General features: G+C 66.4%; 15 protein-coding genes and 2 riboswitches. Of the genes, 7 read left to right on the top strand and 8 right to left on the bottom strand.

The features are described from left to right. Positions 1-155: 155 nt before the first annotated feature. From FAZ11_RS02465 to cobW, 4 genes are read right to left on the bottom strand one after another with little or no spacing between them, the layout of a single operon-like run. Complete coding sequence (locus tag FAZ11_RS02465; RefSeq protein ID WP_240043617.1) at positions 156-776, bottom strand: vWA domain-containing protein; 621 nt, start codon at positions 774-776, stop codon at positions 156-158. Positions 777-820: 44 nt separating this feature from the next. Continuing rightward, on the bottom strand, positions 821-1,864 hold the full coding sequence (locus FAZ11_RS02460; protein ID WP_058771962.1) for a magnesium chelatase ATPase subunit I: 1,044 nt from the start codon (positions 1,862-1,864) through the stop codon (positions 821-823). A 1-nt stretch (position 1,865) separates the two neighbouring features. After that, positions 1,866-5,615 carry a cobaltochelatase subunit CobN gene (gene cobN, locus FAZ11_RS02455; protein ID WP_058771963.1) on the bottom strand — a complete coding sequence of 1,250 codons (3,750 nt, stop codon included), beginning with the start codon at positions 5,613-5,615 and terminating at the stop codon, positions 1,866-1,868. A gap of 6 nt (positions 5,616-5,621) precedes the next feature. Then, positions 5,622-6,674, bottom strand: coding sequence for a cobalamin biosynthesis protein CobW (gene cobW / locus FAZ11_RS02450; protein ID WP_058771964.1), 1,053 nt, complete (start codon positions 6,672-6,674; stop codon positions 5,622-5,624). A gap of 103 nt (positions 6,675-6,777) precedes the next feature. After that, positions 6,778-6,954: riboswitch (cobalamin riboswitch) on the bottom strand. Positions 6,955-7,174: 220 nt separating this feature from the next. After that, positions 7,175-7,380: riboswitch (cobalamin riboswitch) on the top strand. 86 nt (positions 7,381-7,466) lie between these two features. On the opposite strand from cobW, the gene FAZ11_RS02445 reads away from it, so the two are divergent. The 3 genes from FAZ11_RS02445 to FAZ11_RS02435 are packed head-to-tail and all read left to right on the top strand — an operon-like array spanning position 7,467 to position 8,712. Further along, positions 7,467-7,652, top strand: coding sequence for a CbtB domain-containing protein (locus tag FAZ11_RS02445; protein ID WP_058771965.1), 186 nt, complete (start codon positions 7,467-7,469; stop codon positions 7,650-7,652). A gap of 11 nt (positions 7,653-7,663) precedes the next feature. Next, positions 7,664-8,338 carry a CbtA family protein gene (locus tag FAZ11_RS02440; RefSeq protein WP_058771966.1) on the top strand — a complete coding sequence of 225 codons (675 nt, stop codon included), beginning with the start codon at positions 7,664-7,666 and terminating at the stop codon, positions 8,336-8,338. Further along, complete coding sequence (locus FAZ11_RS02435) at positions 8,338-8,712, top strand: cobalamin biosynthesis protein (RefSeq protein WP_058771967.1); 375 nt, start codon at positions 8,338-8,340, stop codon at positions 8,710-8,712. Before FAZ11_RS02440 ends, FAZ11_RS02435 begins: the two co-directional genes overlap by 1 nt. Here the strand turns inward: FAZ11_RS02435 and FAZ11_RS02430 are convergent. The 3 genes from FAZ11_RS02430 to FAZ11_RS02420 form a co-directional block, all read right to left on the bottom strand. Then, a complete protein-coding gene (locus FAZ11_RS02430; RefSeq protein WP_167497005.1) occupies positions 8,703-9,431 on the bottom strand; it encodes a segregation and condensation protein A in 729 nt (242 codons plus the stop codon). The genes FAZ11_RS02435 and FAZ11_RS02430 overlap by 10 nt on opposite strands. 110 nt (positions 9,432-9,541) lie before the next feature. Continuing rightward, on the bottom strand, positions 9,542-10,171 hold the full coding sequence (locus FAZ11_RS02425) for an L-threonylcarbamoyladenylate synthase (RefSeq protein ID WP_058762764.1): 630 nt from the start codon (positions 10,169-10,171) through the stop codon (positions 9,542-9,544). Beyond that, a complete protein-coding gene (locus tag FAZ11_RS02420; protein WP_058762763.1) occupies positions 10,168-11,040 on the bottom strand; it encodes a PHP domain-containing protein in 873 nt (290 codons plus the stop codon). Before FAZ11_RS02420 ends, FAZ11_RS02425 begins: the two co-directional genes overlap by 4 nt. A gap of 61 nt (positions 11,041-11,101) precedes the next feature. On the opposite strand from FAZ11_RS02420, the gene FAZ11_RS02415 reads away from it, so the two are divergent. The 4 genes from FAZ11_RS02415 to FAZ11_RS02400 all read left to right on the top strand — a co-directional run bounded on the left by FAZ11_RS02415 (position 11,102) and on the right by FAZ11_RS02400 (position 14,354). After that, complete coding sequence (locus FAZ11_RS02415; protein WP_058762762.1) at positions 11,102-11,686, top strand: septation protein A; 585 nt, start codon at positions 11,102-11,104, stop codon at positions 11,684-11,686. A gap of 4 nt (positions 11,687-11,690) precedes the next feature. Continuing rightward, the gene (locus FAZ11_RS02410; protein WP_058768422.1) at positions 11,691-12,368 is read left to right on the top strand and encodes a response regulator transcription factor; all 678 of its coding nucleotides are present in this window, start codon (positions 11,691-11,693) and stop codon (positions 12,366-12,368) included. A gap of 123 nt (positions 12,369-12,491) precedes the next feature. Next, entirely contained in the window at positions 12,492-12,926 is a 435-nt protein-coding gene (locus tag FAZ11_RS02405) for a Spy/CpxP family protein refolding chaperone (protein WP_058771969.1), read from the top strand. Positions 12,927-12,980: 54 nt separating this feature from the next. Then, positions 12,981-14,354 carry a sensor histidine kinase gene (locus FAZ11_RS02400; protein ID WP_058771970.1) on the top strand — a complete coding sequence of 458 codons (1,374 nt, stop codon included), beginning with the start codon at positions 12,981-12,983 and terminating at the stop codon, positions 14,352-14,354. Here the strand turns inward: FAZ11_RS02400 and FAZ11_RS02395 are convergent. After that, positions 14,317-14,895 (bottom strand): nitroreductase family protein, encoded by a 579-nt coding sequence (locus tag FAZ11_RS02395; RefSeq protein ID WP_058771971.1) that lies wholly within the window; start codon positions 14,893-14,895, stop codon positions 14,317-14,319. The two genes, FAZ11_RS02400 and FAZ11_RS02395, sit on opposite strands and share 38 nt — an antisense overlap. Positions 14,896-14,938 lie beyond the last annotated feature (43 nt).

Here is a 14,938-nt window from a genome sequence, read left to right as displayed (position 1 = left end):
GTGGAGAAAGGGAGCCGGCAGGCACATTCTACGAAACAGCATCGAGTGCTCAGGTTGGGTAGGTGCTCAGCCGGCTCCGGGTAATGAGGTAGCTAATCTCATTACCCAGGAGAGATACAAGGTTGGGTTGAGCGCAGCGAAGCCCAACAGCCTGGCTAGATCTCCGGCACCTCTTCCAGGTGCCGGTACTCCGCCCCCAGACGACGGGCGAGCTCCGTAGCCCGCCCCAGCCGAACCGGTCCAAGCTCGATATCCAGTACCAAGGTCCGGCAAGCGGGCACCGTTAATCCCGTCAGATCTCGTAGCCGACCATCGGTAACCAGCAGCAGTTGGCACTCCTCGCCCGGCTGCTGACGTCGGCGCCGCTCGAGCCACGTCCGGGCCTCCTCCAGCCCGGCCAGCAATGGAGTACCACCGCCTGCGCCCAAGGTCTCCAGCCAGGCCTGTAGCGCCTGACCACTGCGTTGCCCCTGGAAGGACCATTCCGGCCGCTCGCCGGCCGCCTGGAGCACAGCGACTCTTACTCGCTGCCGATAGGCTTGCTCGAACCAATCGACCAGCAGGCCCTTGGCCTGGGCCAGAGCACCATGCCGGCGGGTGGAAGCGGAATGGTCGAGGATCACCAACCAGAGCTGGGCCGGACGGCGGCTACGCGGTTGGCGAACCAAATCAGCAGCCCGCTGTGGACGACCGCGCAGCAGGGTTGGCAGCCAGGCGATGGCGCCCTCTTCGCCCCTTGTACGGGCACCCTGACGGCCACCCGCAGTCCTGCCCACCCCGGCCTGGGCATCACGATCCGCGGTGTGGGTGGATCGGATGCCTAGGGCTTTTTTGCCACGCCCAGCCGACGGCGCGGACCACTCGCCATAGGGTCGGGCGCCAGAGCCCCCCAGGCATCACCTGCACCGCCGGGAAGCTCAGGCTCGTCCCTGCCTTGTTGATTACCTGTCTCCTGCTCCGGTGTGGAGGAAGGTGACTCATCCTTTAGGGGTGGTATTACTGACGGGGCGGCGGTTGAATCCCGGCGACGATGCCGCAGGGCGAAGTCGGCCACGGCGGCGATGTCGGCGTGTTCGATGGAGGCGCCACCGCGCCAGGCGGCGTGGGCCCGAGCCGCACGCAGCCAGACCAGGTCGGCGCGCAGGCCATCGACACCGGCCTGATGGCAGCCCTCGGTGATGGTGTCCAGCGAGGCATCATCCAGGGGAATGGTGGCGAGGCGTGCGCGCGCCTGAGCGCAGCGCTGGCGCAACTCCGCTTGCGCGGTCTCCCACTGAGCGACGAAGGCCGCGGGATCGCTATCGAAGGCCAGCCGCCGGCGTAGGATCTCGGCCCGTTCGCGCGGTGCGGGCCGGCTATCCAGCGCCAGGGCGAAGCCGAAGCGATCGAGCAACTGCGGGCGCAACTCGCCCTCCTCCGGATTCATGGTGCCCACCAGCAGGAAACGGGAGGCGTGCTCGTGGGAGATGCCATCACGCTCCACCCGGTTGACGCCGCTGGCGGCCACGTCCAGCAGCAGGTCCACCAGGTGATCCGGCAGCAGGTTGACCTCGTCGACATAGAGCACCCCGCCATCGGCGGCGGCCAGCACCCCAGGGGCGAAGCGCGCGCGCCCTTCGCCGAGAGCGGCGTCCAAGTCCAGGGTGCCGACGATACGCTCCTCGCTGGCGCCCAGCGGTAAGGTCACGAAGGGGCCCCCACCGAGCAGGTCGGCCAGGCCGCGCGCCAGGGTGGACTTGGCCATGCCGCGTGGCCCTTCGATCAGCACCCCGCCGATACGGGGATCGATGGCGTTTAGGCACAGCGCCAGCTTCAAGGATTCCGCGCCGACCACGGCGGCCAGGGGAAAGACAGGGGCGGTCATCTCAGGCTTCATCCATATCCATCAGGAGCTGTTCCAAGGCTTCGCGATAGTCGCCGGGCTCTTGCCAGAGGCCGCGTTGCTGGGCTTCCAGCAGCCGTTCGGTCATGTCGCGCAGCGCCTCGGGGTTGTGGCGCTCGACGAAGCTGCGGGTGTCACCGTCTAGCAGGTAAGCATCGGCCAGTTGCTGGTATTGATGATCCTCCACCAGCTCGGTGGTGGCACCGAAGCCGAACAGGTAGTCCACGGTAGCGGCCATCTCGAAGGCGCCCTTGTAGCCGTGGCGCTTCATGCCGGCGATCCATTTGGGATTGGCCGCTCGCGAACGCACCACCCGACCCAGCTCTTCCTTCAGGGTACGGATACGGGGCAGATCGGCCTGGGCATGATCGCCGAAGTAGCTGGCGCGGCGCTGGCCGCTCAAGGTCTCGGCGGCGGCTAGCATGCCGCCCTGGAATTGGTAGTAGTCGTTGGAATCGAGCAGGTCGTGTTCGCGGTTGTCCTGATTCTGCAGTACCGCCTGCAGACGGCCCAGACGCCGGGAAAATTCATCACGGGCAGTGGTGCCCTCATCTTCGGCGCCATAGGCGTAGCCGCCCCAATTGAGATAGGCGGTCGCCAGCTCGCTGCGGTCCTGCCATTGGCGCTCTTCTACCGCGCCCTGGACTCCGGCGCCATAGGCGCCAGGCTGGGCGCCGAAGATGCGCCAGCCGGCCTGGCGCCGCGCCTGGTCGGCCTCGGCCCCGGCGGCTTCCAATTCGGCGCGTTCGCGACGGACCTGGGCGGCAAGCGGGTTGAGGTCATCCGGCTCGTCCAACGCGGCCACCGCCTGGACGGCGGCATCGAACAGCCGCACCAGCCCGCCGAAGGCATCGCGGAAGAAGCCGGAGATGCGCAGGGTGACGTCCACCCGCGGCCGGTCCAGCAGCGATAGCGGCAGGATCTCGAAGTCCTCGACCCGGGCGCTGCCGGTCTGCCATACCGGACGCACGCCCAGCAGGGCCATGGCCTGGGCGATGTCGTCGCCGCCGGTCCTCATGGTCGCCGTACCCCAGACCGACAGGCCCAGTTGGCGCAGATGGTCGCCCTCCTCCTGCAGATGCCGCTCCAGCAGCAGGTTGGCCGACTGCCAGCCCAGGCGCCAGGCGGTCATGCTCGGCAGGTTGCGCACGTCCACGGAAAAGAAGTTGCGCCCGGTGGGCAGCACGTCCAATCGGCCGCGACTGGGCGCACCACTGGGACCGGCCGGAACGAAGCGACCGTCCAGCGCCGCCAGCAGTCCACCGAGTTCGGCAGGACCGCAGCCATCCAAAGCCGGCGCCACCTGGGCCGCCAGGTGCTCCAGCACGGGACGCGTGATGGGGAGATCGTCCAGTGCCACTGGCAGAGGCTCGTCATCCACCGTCGCCGCTACCAGGGCAAGAGCCAACAACTCCAGGCGCTCGCGGGTATCGCCCAGGGTGCGCCAAGGTTCGGCGGAAAGCCTGGCCAGGCAGGTCGGACGCACGCCCTGCCAGGGCTCGCCCAGGTCGGCGGCCAGGGGATCGAAATCCAGCTGCAGGTCTTTGGCCAGGGCCCGCAGCAGGCTGGCGTTACCGCCTTGGGCGTCGCCACGGGGAATCCGCAGCAGCGCTACCAGGGTATCGCGGCGCAGCTGTCCGGTTGGCGATTCGCCGAACACGTGCAGGCCGTCGCGGATCTGGGACTCCTTGAGATCGCAGAGATAGGCGTCCAGCTGCGGCAGCCAACTGTCCGGATCCTCGGTGATGACCAGGCCCAGCTCGCGGTCCAGAGCGGTCTCGCGCACCAGTCGCAGGATCTCGCCACGCAGTTCGGTGGCGCGACGCAGGTCCAGCAGACTGGCGTCATAGTATTCGTCGGCCAGGCGCTCCAGATCGCGTAGCGGGCCGTAGCTTTCGGCGCGGGTCAGCGGCGGCATCAGGTGGTCGATGATCACCGCCTGAGTGCGTCGCTTGGCCTGGGCGCCCTCGCCCGGATCGTTGACGATGAAGGGATAGACATTGGGCAGCGGTCCGAGGATGGCGTCCGGCCAACACTCGGCGGACATTCCCACGCCCTTGCCCGGTAGCCACTCCAGGTTGCCGTGCTTGCCCAGGTGGACCACCGCCTGGGCGCCATAGACCTCACGCAGCCAGAAGTAGAAGGCCAGATAGCCATGGGGCGGTACCAGCGACGGATCGTGGTAGACCGCGGCGGGATCGACGTCATAGCCACGGGCCGGCTGGATGCCGACGAAGGTCAGGCCGAAGCGCACCCCGGCCACCATCAGGCGACCACGCCGATGCATGGGATCGGCCTCGGGCCCGCCCCAACGCTCGGTCACCGCCTGCTGCAGGCTTTGCGGCAGCTGGGCGAACAAGCCTTGGTAGTCGTCCAGGCTCAGGCTCTGCAAGGCCGGCCGCAGATCGCGCAGGGCACTGTCATTGGTTACGCCACCGAGCAGGCGCTCGATCAGGGCGGTCCCGCTCTCCGGCAAATTGGCCACCGGATAGCCCGCGGCCTGCAAGGCCTGCAGCACCTTGAGCGCCGCCGCCGGGGTATCCAGGCCGACACCATTACCGATGCGGCCGTCGCGAGTCGGATAGTTGGCCAGGATCAGGCCGATGCGCTTGTCTGCCGCTGGGCGTCGCTGCAGCTCGACCCAGTTGCGCGCCAGCCGGGCGACGAAGGCCATGCGCTCTTCATCGGCCTGGTAGTTGACCACGTCGCTCTGGCTGCGCTCACAGCGCCAAGCGAGGCCCTTGAAGCTGATGGGTCGGGTGATAATGCGCCCGTCCAGCTCCGGCAAGGCGATGTGCATGGCCAGGTCGCGGGCGCCCAGGCCCTGGGGATTCTCCAGCCAGCGCTCGCGATTGTCCTGGGCGCAGATGGCCTGGAGCACCGGCACTGGTCGGCGGAAGGGCGCAAGATTCGGTCGCTCCGGACTGGACTGGGCAAAACCCGTGGTATTGAGGATCAGGGCCGCCTCGGTCTCGTCCAGCAGCCGCTCCACCTCGGCCAGGCAGGCGGGCTCCTTGAGGCTGGCCACGGCGATGGGCAGCGGATTCAGGCCCTGGGCCTGCAGTTGCTGGCAGAAGGCGTCGACGAAGGCGGTGTTAGCCGATTGCAGATGGGTGCGATAGAACAGCAGCGCCGCAGTCGGCCAATCCGGTCGCCAGGTCGCACGCCAGCCCTCAAGGCCCAGGCCTTCCGCCTGGTAGACCGCGACTCGCGGCAACTCCCGCGGCGGCTCATAAGAATAGTCCGCACCCAGGCATTCGGCCGCCAGGCAATGCAGGAAATCCCGCGCATTGGCCAGGCCGCCCTGGCGCAAATAGCGCCACAACCGTTCGGCCAGCTCGGGCGCCACCGTCCCCAGGGCCATCAGCTCCGGATCGGGCCGGTCACAACCGGGCACCGCGATCAGGGTCAGTCCCCGGGCGGCCAATTCCGCCAGTCGCTCCATGCCGTAGCGCCAATAACCCTGGCCACCATGCAGCGAGATGAACACCACCCGCGCCTGGCTCAGTACCTCCTCGACATAGAGATCCACCGAGGCGTGGTTCTGCAGCTGCATGGGATTGGCCAGACGCAGGCTGGGATAGCCGGCATCCAGGGTGCGGGTGGCCTCGGCCAGCAGCGCTAGGTGCGAATCGCCACTGCAAAGGACGACGATTTCACCCGGCGTCTGCGCCAGATGGGCGATGCCGTCGTCCGGGACGAAGCCGCCCGGCTGGGTACGCAGCAGATGCATCTAGGCTCAGGCCACCGCGGCGCGCAGTTGGGCGGTGATGGCCGCCTGATCCAGCTCCTGACCGATCAGCACCAGTTGGGTGCTGCGGGCCTCACCCACCTGCCAGGCACGGTCAAAGTGCTTGTCGAAGCGGGTGCCGACGCCCTGTACCAGCAGACGCAGTGGCTTGCCGGCAATGGCGGCGAAGCCCTTCACCCGTAGCACGCCATGGGTCTTGACCACCTCGCCCAGGGCCGCCAGCAAGGTCGCCTCGGCCACCTCGGGCAGCTCGACACCGAAGGAATCGAATTCGTCGTGATCGTGGTCTTCGTGCCCTTCGAGGTCATGGTGGGTCGGACGGCTGTCGATATGGGCCTCGGACTCGGCCTGCAAGCCCAGCAGCACCGACAAGGGCAGCACGCCACGACTGGCCTCCACCACCTTGACCGCGGGCGGCAATTCTTCGCTCACCTCGGCACGCACTCGCGCCAGGGCCTCGGCGTCCAGACCGTCGGTCTTGTTGAGGATCACCAGGTCGGCGCTGGCCAACTGGTCTTCGAACAGTTCGTGCAACGGCGACTCATGGTCGAGGTTGGGGTCCTGGCGACGCTGGACGTCCACCTGCTCGGGGTGAGCGGCGAAGGTCCCAGCCGCTACCGCCGGGCTGTCGACCACGGTGATCACCGCGTCCACGGTGCAGGCGTTGCGGATCTCCGGCCACTGGAAGGCCTGCACCAGCGGCTTGGGCAGGGCCAGACCGCTGGTCTCGATGAGGATGTGGTCGATGTCGCCGCGACGCGCCACCAGCTCCTTCATCACCGGGAAGAATTCTTCCTGCACGGTGCAGCACAGGCAGCCGTTGGCCAGCTCGAAAACGCGGCCCTGGGCCTCTTCTTCGGTGCAGCCGATGCTGCACTGGCGCAGGATTTCACCATCGATACCCAGCTCGCCGAATTCGTTGACGATCACCGCGATGCGGCGGCCTTCGGCGTGGTCAAGCATGTGGCGCAGCAGCGTGGTCTTGCCGGCACCGAGGAAGCCGGTGACGATGGTGACGGGGGTCTTGGCCAGGGTTTTCATGGGCTGCCCTTAGGTAGAAAGCGTAAAGAGGACGGGCAGGCATGCCGGACGCTCGCACGCTGGCGAGGCCCTGATGGCAGCCCGGATCACCCCGCCCGGTTGCGTATGGGAAACTGGCGAGGCAGGTCTCCTGGCTCGCGGCGCCCTACTCCGGCCTTCCCGCGTGAGCAGTGGCCTAGTGGAGGGGCAGAAATGCCGCTTACAGTTGCGGGGGCAGCCGCGGTATCGCACCGCGTTCCCTTTCAAGCTCTTGCATAGAGCCTGTTCATAATCTCGTGAGCTACAGACCAACAAGGCAGAAAACCCTTAGGAAGCTGGAGTTTACACAGGGTAAATGAGCATTCCGACCGGGCTGGCGAACCAGGGCGTTTTCAACGCAGTTGGGCCGACGCGCAGCAGATTATGGACAGGCTCTTAGAGCACCTCGAAGCCCGACAGGCTACGAGTGCCCCGCCGGGGTGTCAATCGAACAGGCTTGACCGGCGGACGACGCCCATGGTCTGCTGAACCTTGCTTCAGGTGTCGCGACTCCGCCATGGGTCGCGGTGAAACGGGAAGCCGGTCCGAGTCCGGCACTGCCCCCGCAACGGTAGACGAGCGCAGGATCACGATGCCACCCGGCCGGCAAGCTTGGGGAAGGCGATCCTGGTAATTGCAGCCTGCAATCCTCGTAAGTCCGGAGACCGGCCTGTCGCTTTCAAGCAACCCGCGGTGGGCGGTCGTGCTGGACGGCGGCCGCCTGCGGCTCGCTGCCTAGGCGCGTCCCTGCCGCTTCGACTCCGAGGCCTTGCCATGACCGTCGCCCGCTCCGCCGCCACCCTGCCCCAGACCCATACCCGTGCCCAGCGCCTGACCGCCACCCTGCTAGCCTGTCTCCTCGGCCTGAGCCTGGTATACCTGTCCGGCTTCTCCCATGTCGAGGCGCTGCACAACGGCGCCCACGACACCCGCCACAGCGAAGGCTTTCCCTGCCACTAGAGGAGCTCGACATGTTCCAGCGAATTGCCTTCAGTGCTGGCGTTGCCGGCCTGCTGGCCGCCCTGCTGCTCAGTGTGCTGCAAGCCTTCTGGATGACACCGCTGATTCTCCAGGCGGAAACCTACGAGGTCCAGGCCGAGGCACCGTCCATGGCCGAACACCATGACCATGGCGAAGCAGCCTGGTCACCCGCGGATGGCTGGCCACGCACCCTGTCCACCTTCGGCGGCAATCTGGTGGTGGCAGTGGGCTTCGGCCTGGTGCTGGCTGGCTTGCTCAACCTGCGCGGTCCGACGCGCGTCCATCAGGGGCTGTTCTGGGGTCTGGCCGGCTATGCCACCTTCTGTCTCGCCCCCAGTCTCGGCTTGCCGCCGGAGTTGCCGGGCACCGTCGCCGCCGACCTGACCCTGCGCCAGCTCTGGTGGATCAGCACCGCTGGTGCCACGGCGGGCGCCCTTGCCCTGCTGGTCTTCACCCGTCACCCCGGCTTCAAGATCGCCGCCCTAGGCCTGTTGGTCCTGCCGCATCTGCTCGGCGCCCCGCAGCCGGTCGAACACGCCAGCCTGGCGCCAGAAGAGCTGCAGCGACACTTCCAGATCGCCGTGCTGGCGAGCAACCTGCCGTTCTGGCTGGTACTGGGCCTGGCCTGCAGCTGGCTGTTCCAGCGCCAGAGCAGCCGCGCCTGATGACCCTGATACTAGGCCTCGGCTGCCGCCGGGGTTGTTCAGTGGAGGAACTGGCCGAGCTTGCCCAGGCGGTATTGCAAGAAGCAGGCTGCCAGGTCGACCAAGTTACGGCGCTCGCTACCCTGGATGCACGGCTGGAAGAGCCGGGTCTGCAGGAACTCGCGCGTCTCTGGCAACTGCCGCTATGGGGCTTTCCGGCCGACCACCTGGCCGCTCGACCCGGCACCACCTCTGCCAGCGCTATTGCGCTGCAGCACACCGGCAGTCCGAGCATCGCCGAAGCCGCCGCCCTCCTGGCGGCTGGCGCAAAGGCGCGATTACTAGTGAGCAAACGCAAGAGCGCCGCGGCCACGGCGGCGCTGGCCTACGCCTGAAGCCCTTCTTCCGCGGCGGCGCCGCTGACCCGGGCGCGGACGTGAATGGGGCTGAAGGGCTCGTTCTGCACCAGCTCCACCAGGGATTCCTTGACCAGCTCGAGGATGGCCATGAAGGTCACCACCACCCCGAGACGGCCTTCTTCCAGGGTGAACAGGGCGACGAAGGGCACGAAGGCACCATCCTTCAACCGTTCCAGCACCTGACTCATGCGCTCGCGGGTGGACAGGATCTCGCGGGTCACCTGGTGGCTTTCGAACAGATCCGCGCGGCGCAACACCTCGCCCATGGCCAGCAGCAACTCGCCCAGCCCCACTTCCGGCAGCAGCTTGCGCGCCCGGGCCTCGGGCGCCGGCAGCGTCGGCACCACGAAGTCGCGGCCTTCGCGCGGCAGCTCGTCGAGGTCTTCGGCGGCCTTCTTGAAGCGCTCGTATTCCTGCAGACGGCGGATCAATTCGGCGCGTGGATCTTCCTCCTCCGCCTCCAGCCCCTCGGCGCGGGGCAGCAGCATGCGCGACTTGATCTCCGCCAGCATGGCGGCCATCAGCAGGTATTCGGCTGCCAACTCAAGCTGCACAGCCTTCATCAGCTCGACATAGCTCATGTACTGCCGGGTAATCTCGGCGACCGGGATATCGAGGATATCGATGTTCTGTTTGCGGATCAGATAGAGCAACAGATCCAGCGGCCCCTCGAAGGCTTCGAGAAAGACTTCCAGGGCATCCGGCGGGATATAGAGGTCCTGGGGCAGCTCGGTGAAGGCCTCGCCATAGACCAGTGCCAGCCGTAGTTGCTCGGGTTCGAGCAACTGGGCATCGAGAGCCTCGCTCATGCTTCGATCAGGAAGGGCGTCGGATCCCCGGCCCCCACCCGGATGACCTCCGGCTCGTCGTCGGCCAGGCTGATGACGGTGGACGGCTGCAGTCCACCAGGGCCACCTTCGATGACCAGATCGACGAAGTGTTCGAGTCGCTCGCGGATTTCCCAGGCATCGCCCAGGGCCTCGTCGTCCCCTGGCAGGATGAGGCTCACGCTCATCAGCGGCTCGCCCAAGGCCTCCAGCAGCGCCAGGGTAATGGGGTGCTGGGGGACCCGCACGCCGATGGTGCGTCGCTTGGGATGCAGCAACATGCGCGGCACTTCGCGGGTGGCATTGAGGATGAAGGTGTAGGGCCCGGGCGTGTAAGCCTTGAGCAGGCGGAAGGCACTGGTGTCCACCTTGGCGTAGATGCCCAACTCGGACAGATCGCAGCACACCAGGGTGAAGTTGTGCTTGTCGTCGAGCTGGCGGATGCGACGGATGCGTTCCACCGCGCTCTTCTCACCGATACGGCAACCCAGCGCATAGGACGAATCGGTGGGATAGGCGATCACCCCACCGGACTGGATGACTTCCACGGCCTGACGAATCAGCCGCGGCTGGGGATTCTGCGGATGAATCTCGATGAACTGGCTCATTGGGGTTCCCGATTCTGTGGGTACAGCGGTTGACTGAAGCGCGCCCAGAGTGGCGGCAGATCTTCGGGCAACGGGCGGTACATCCCCAGCTCCGACCAGTCGGCCGGGGCGTGGAAATCGCTGCCCGCACTCACCATCAGACCGAATTCCCGCGCCAGAATTGCCAGGGTGCCGACCTGCTCGGCCGGCTGCACGCCATTGACGACCTCGATGGCATGGCCACCGCCGGTCACGAATTCGCCAATCAGCTTGCGCAACTTGGTGCGCGTGAAACCGTAGGCCAGTGGATGCGCCAGACTGATCCAGGCCTTGGCCGCCTTGAGCGTGTCCAGGGTTTCGGCCAGGGTCGGCCAGTGCTGCTTGACGTCGCCGAGCTTGCCACCGCCCAGCCACTTGCGGAAGGCATCGCCCCTATCCTCGACGTGACCCGCCTGCACCAGGTATTCGGCGAAATGTGGTCGTGCCGGCGCATTACGGCTATCACCGAGGGCCATCTGCACCGCCCGGGCACCTTCCAGGGTACCGGGCATACCCTTGGCGGCCAGCCGCCGGTCGATTTCCCGCGCGCGTTCCCAGCGACCCTCGTGCAACGCATTCAGCGCCGCGATCAGCGTTGGGGAGTCGGGCGCGAAGTTATAGCCCAGCACGTGCAGCGTCGCACCACCCCAGGTACAGGACATCTCGATTCCCGACAGCAGCCTGACTCCCAGGCTCTCCGCCGTCGCCATCGCTTCGGCATAGCCATCCAGGGTGTCGTGATCGGTAATCGCCAGCAGTTGGACGCCACGCTCGTGGGCACGCCTGACCACCTCGGCGGGCGCGAAGGCGCCGTCGGACGCGGTGGTATGACAGTGCAAGTCGACACGCATGGGCTTTCTCCTCCGGCTTCATCGGGTATTATGCCGCGATGCACTGCTATCGGCTGCGGTAATGAAACAATTCATCGACTTCATCCCCCTCCTGCTGTTCTTCCTCGTCTACAAGCTCGATCCGCGTCCGGTGGAATTCGCCGGGCACGCCTTCACCCTGGGCGGCATCTTCAGCGCCACGGCCGTGCTCATCATTGCCTCGCTGGTGGTCTACGGCGCCATCTATGCGACCCAACGTCGCCTGGAAAAAGGCCAATGGCTGACACTGGCGGCCTGCCTGGTGTTCGGCGGCATGACCCTGGCCTTCCACAGCGAGACCTTCCTGAAGTGGAAAGCGCCAGTGGTGAATTGGCTGTTCGCCCTGGCGTTCCTGGGCAGTCATTTCATCGGCGACAAGCCGCTCATCCAGCGCATGCTCGGCCATGCGGTCAGGCTGCCGGCACCGATCTGGACGCGCCTGAACATCGCCTGGATCGTCTTCTTCATCGTCTGTGGCTGCGCCAACCTCTACGTGGCCTTCACCTACGAAAGCTTCTGGGTCGACTTCAAGGTATTCGGCAGCCTGGCGATGACCCTGGTCTTCATGCTCGGCCAGGGCTTGTATCTGGCGCGCCATCTGCAACCCATGGATGAACCGCGAGACTAGTGCCATGAGTCAGATTCTGCTGATCGACGATGACCAGGAATTGTGCGATCTGCTCGGTGCCTGGCTGAAACAGGAAGGCTTCGAGGTCACCGCCTGCCATGCCGGTACCGATGCTCGCCGGCACCTGCGCGAGGCCACGCCCGACGTGGTGGTACTCGACGTGATGCTGCCCGACGGCAGTGGCCTGGAACTGCTCAAGCAGCTGCGCAGTGATCATCCGCAGTTGCCGGTGCTCATGCTGTCCGGTCGTGGCGAGCCGCTGGATCGGATTCTGGGTCTGGAACTGGGCGCAGACGACTATCTGGCCAAGCCCTGCGATCCGCGTGAATTGACCGCTCGCCTGAGAGCCATCCTCAGACGCAGCCATCCGGTGCAGCCCGCCGCCCGCGTGCAATTGGGCGATCTGTCCCTGAGTCTGGCGCGGGGTGTCGCCAACATCGGCGAAACCGAGATCACCCTTACCCTCACCGAAAGCCGGATTCTCGAAGCCCTGTTGCGCCAGCCAGGCGAACCCCTGGAAAAACAGGCCCTGGCCCAGGCAGCCCTGGGACGCAAGCTGACCCTCTATGATCGCAGCCTGGACATGCACGTGAGCAATCTGCGACGCAAACTCGGCAACCATGCCGACGGTCGCCCACGCATCCTCGCCTTGCGCGGTCGCGGCTACTACTACAGCGTTTAGCCTCGCCCCGCCGATACGCGCAGGCCTTTACCCCCTCTTTACCTCCGCTGACTGCCCCTGACTCCCCCGCTCCTAGACTGGGCTCATCCGGTGCTGCACCGGCCATCCCAAGGAGATTTCCAGATGCGCAAACTCATCCCCGCCGTCCTGTTCACCGCCCTGCTGCCGACCTTGACCTTGGCCGCCACCCAGGACAGCGCCGACGTCACGCCACCGCCCCCCGGCAAGATGATGGATGGTGGTCCCCATGGCGGCGGCCCCCTGCGCGGGCTCAAGCTCACCACCGAGCAACGCGAGCAGGTGGGCAAGCTGATGGGCGAGGAACGCCGGCAAGAGCGCGAGATCGTCAAGAGCTACCTGGACAAGCTGCCCGAGGATCAACGCAAGGCACTGCACGACCAGCTCGGCGGCAATCGCGACAAGACTCGCCAGGCCATTCGGGCGCTGCTCAAGCCCGACCAGCAGAAGCGCTTCGACGAAATGGAGAAGAAGCGTGAGGATCACGCCAAGGAATGGGCCGAGTTCCAGCAGTGGAAGCAAGACCACAAATCCTCGTAAACCCCGTGCGCTGCGCCGAGAGTCCTCGGCGCAGCGTCTGAACAAGGCCAGTGCATGGTTTTTCGCTCCCTCTTCTGGCGCATCTTCGCCACCTTCTGGCTAGCGATTCTGTCCGCCGTCGGCCTGACCATGCTCCTCGGCCACCTGGCCGACCAGGATTCCTGGATCCTCGCGCAACATCCGGGCTTGCGTGACCTGCCCGAACAATGGGTGCAACGCTATGAAAACGACGGTCCCGCCGCCGCCCAGGCCCTCCTCGAACAACGCAAGGGCCGCTACGGCATCGATGTGCTGGTGCTGGGCGAAAACGGTTCGCCCCTGGTGCGCGGCACCCTGCCACCGCGGATCTTCGACCAGGATCTCGACCAACCACAGCGCCTGCAGCGCACCGGCCCCGGCGCCCGCGATCCCAATCGCCCGCTGCCCTGGCGACGCCTGACCGACGAATACACCAGCCCCAACGGCCAGAGCTATCTGTTCATCTACCACCTGCCCACCCCCGAACTGGGTGCCTGGCGCCGCCAGAGCCTGTTCTGGCCGGTCGGCCTGCTGGCCATCGCCACCGTGGTTCTGACCCTTTTCAGCCTGCTGCTGACCCTGAGCCTGACGCGCCCGCTCAATCATCTGCGCCGCGCCGTGCACGACCTCGGCCAGACCGCCTACCAGCAGGACACCCTGGCACGCCTGGCGCGCCGCAAGGACGAGCTGGGCGTGCTGGCCGAGGATTTCAATCGCATGGGCGCCCATCTGCAGCGCCTCATCGACAGCCAGCGACAACTGCTGCGCGACGTCTCCCACGAACTGCGCTCGCCGCTGGCACGACTGCGTATCGCCCTGGCCCTGGCCGAGCGCTCGGATCCCCATGACCTGGGCAACATGTGGCCACGCCTGACCCTGGAATGCGATCGCCTGGAAACCCTGATCGGCGAAATCCTCGCCCTCGCCCGCCAGGAAGCGGACCCCGGTCCGCCCGAGCAGGTCGACTTGCATCCCTTGCTGAGTGGCCTGGTCGAAGACGCCCAGCTCACCGCGCCGCAACAGCGGGTCGAGCTGGACGTACCCATAGCGCTGCAGCTGGACGGCTGGCCCGATGTGCTGGAGCGAGCGCTGGACAACCTGCTGCGCAATGCCTTGCGCTTCAATCCGCCGGCGCAGCCCATCGTCATCTCGGCAGCGCCCGTCGACGGCGAGATCCGTATCCAGGTCCGCGACCACGGCCCTGGCGTCAAGGCCGATGATCTACCACGCCTGGGCGAGCCCTTCTTCCGCGCGGACCACCAGCAGGCCACCGGTTACGGTCTGGGCCTGGCCATCGCCCGCCGCGCCGTGCAGCGGCACGGCGGCGACCTGCACCTGGCCAATCATGCCGAAGGCGGCTTCGTCGCCACCGTCACCCTGCCGTTGCGGCCGGTCCTGGCCAATGGCTGACTCGATCATCCAGGCTTCTGGCCGCCGGTACCCGCGGCGCCACTTCCGGCGTGCCCAGATAGATGTAGCCCACCAGTTGCTCGGCATCGGCCAGTCCCAAGCCCTTCAGGACCCAGGGATCGTAGCTGAAGTCACCGGAACGCCACACCGCGCCCAACCCCAGAGCGAAGGCCGCATTGACCAGGCCGTGGGCGACACAGCCCGCCGTGATGACTTGCTCCTGCAGCGGTACCTTGGGGTGCTCCTGGGGGGTCGCGATCACGGCGATCACCAAAGGTGCACGCAGCGGCATCTTCCGGGCCTTGTCCAGGGCCGCCGCATCCGCCTCGGGTTCGCGACGCTGCAAGGCTTCGGCAAAAAGTTCGCCCAGGGCCATCCGTGCATCGCCCGACACCAGGATCATTCGCCACGGACGCAGCTGCTTGTGGTCCGGCGCCCGGTCCGCGGCGCGCAGGAGCAACTCCCATTGCTCGGCAGTGGGACCCGGCTCGGTCAAGCGACCGACCGATACGCGATTGCAAAGGGCCTCAAGGGCATCCATGGCGTCACTCCTGTGGAAATGTCGCAGTGTACCCTAAGGACGG

It is taken from the genome of Pseudomonas rhizoryzae, assembly GCF_005250615.1.
GTDB classification, from domain to species: Bacteria; Pseudomonadota; Gammaproteobacteria; order Pseudomonadales; family Pseudomonadaceae; genus Chryseomonas; species Chryseomonas rhizoryzae.
This window is presented reverse-complemented; position numbering and strand designations above follow the sequence as displayed.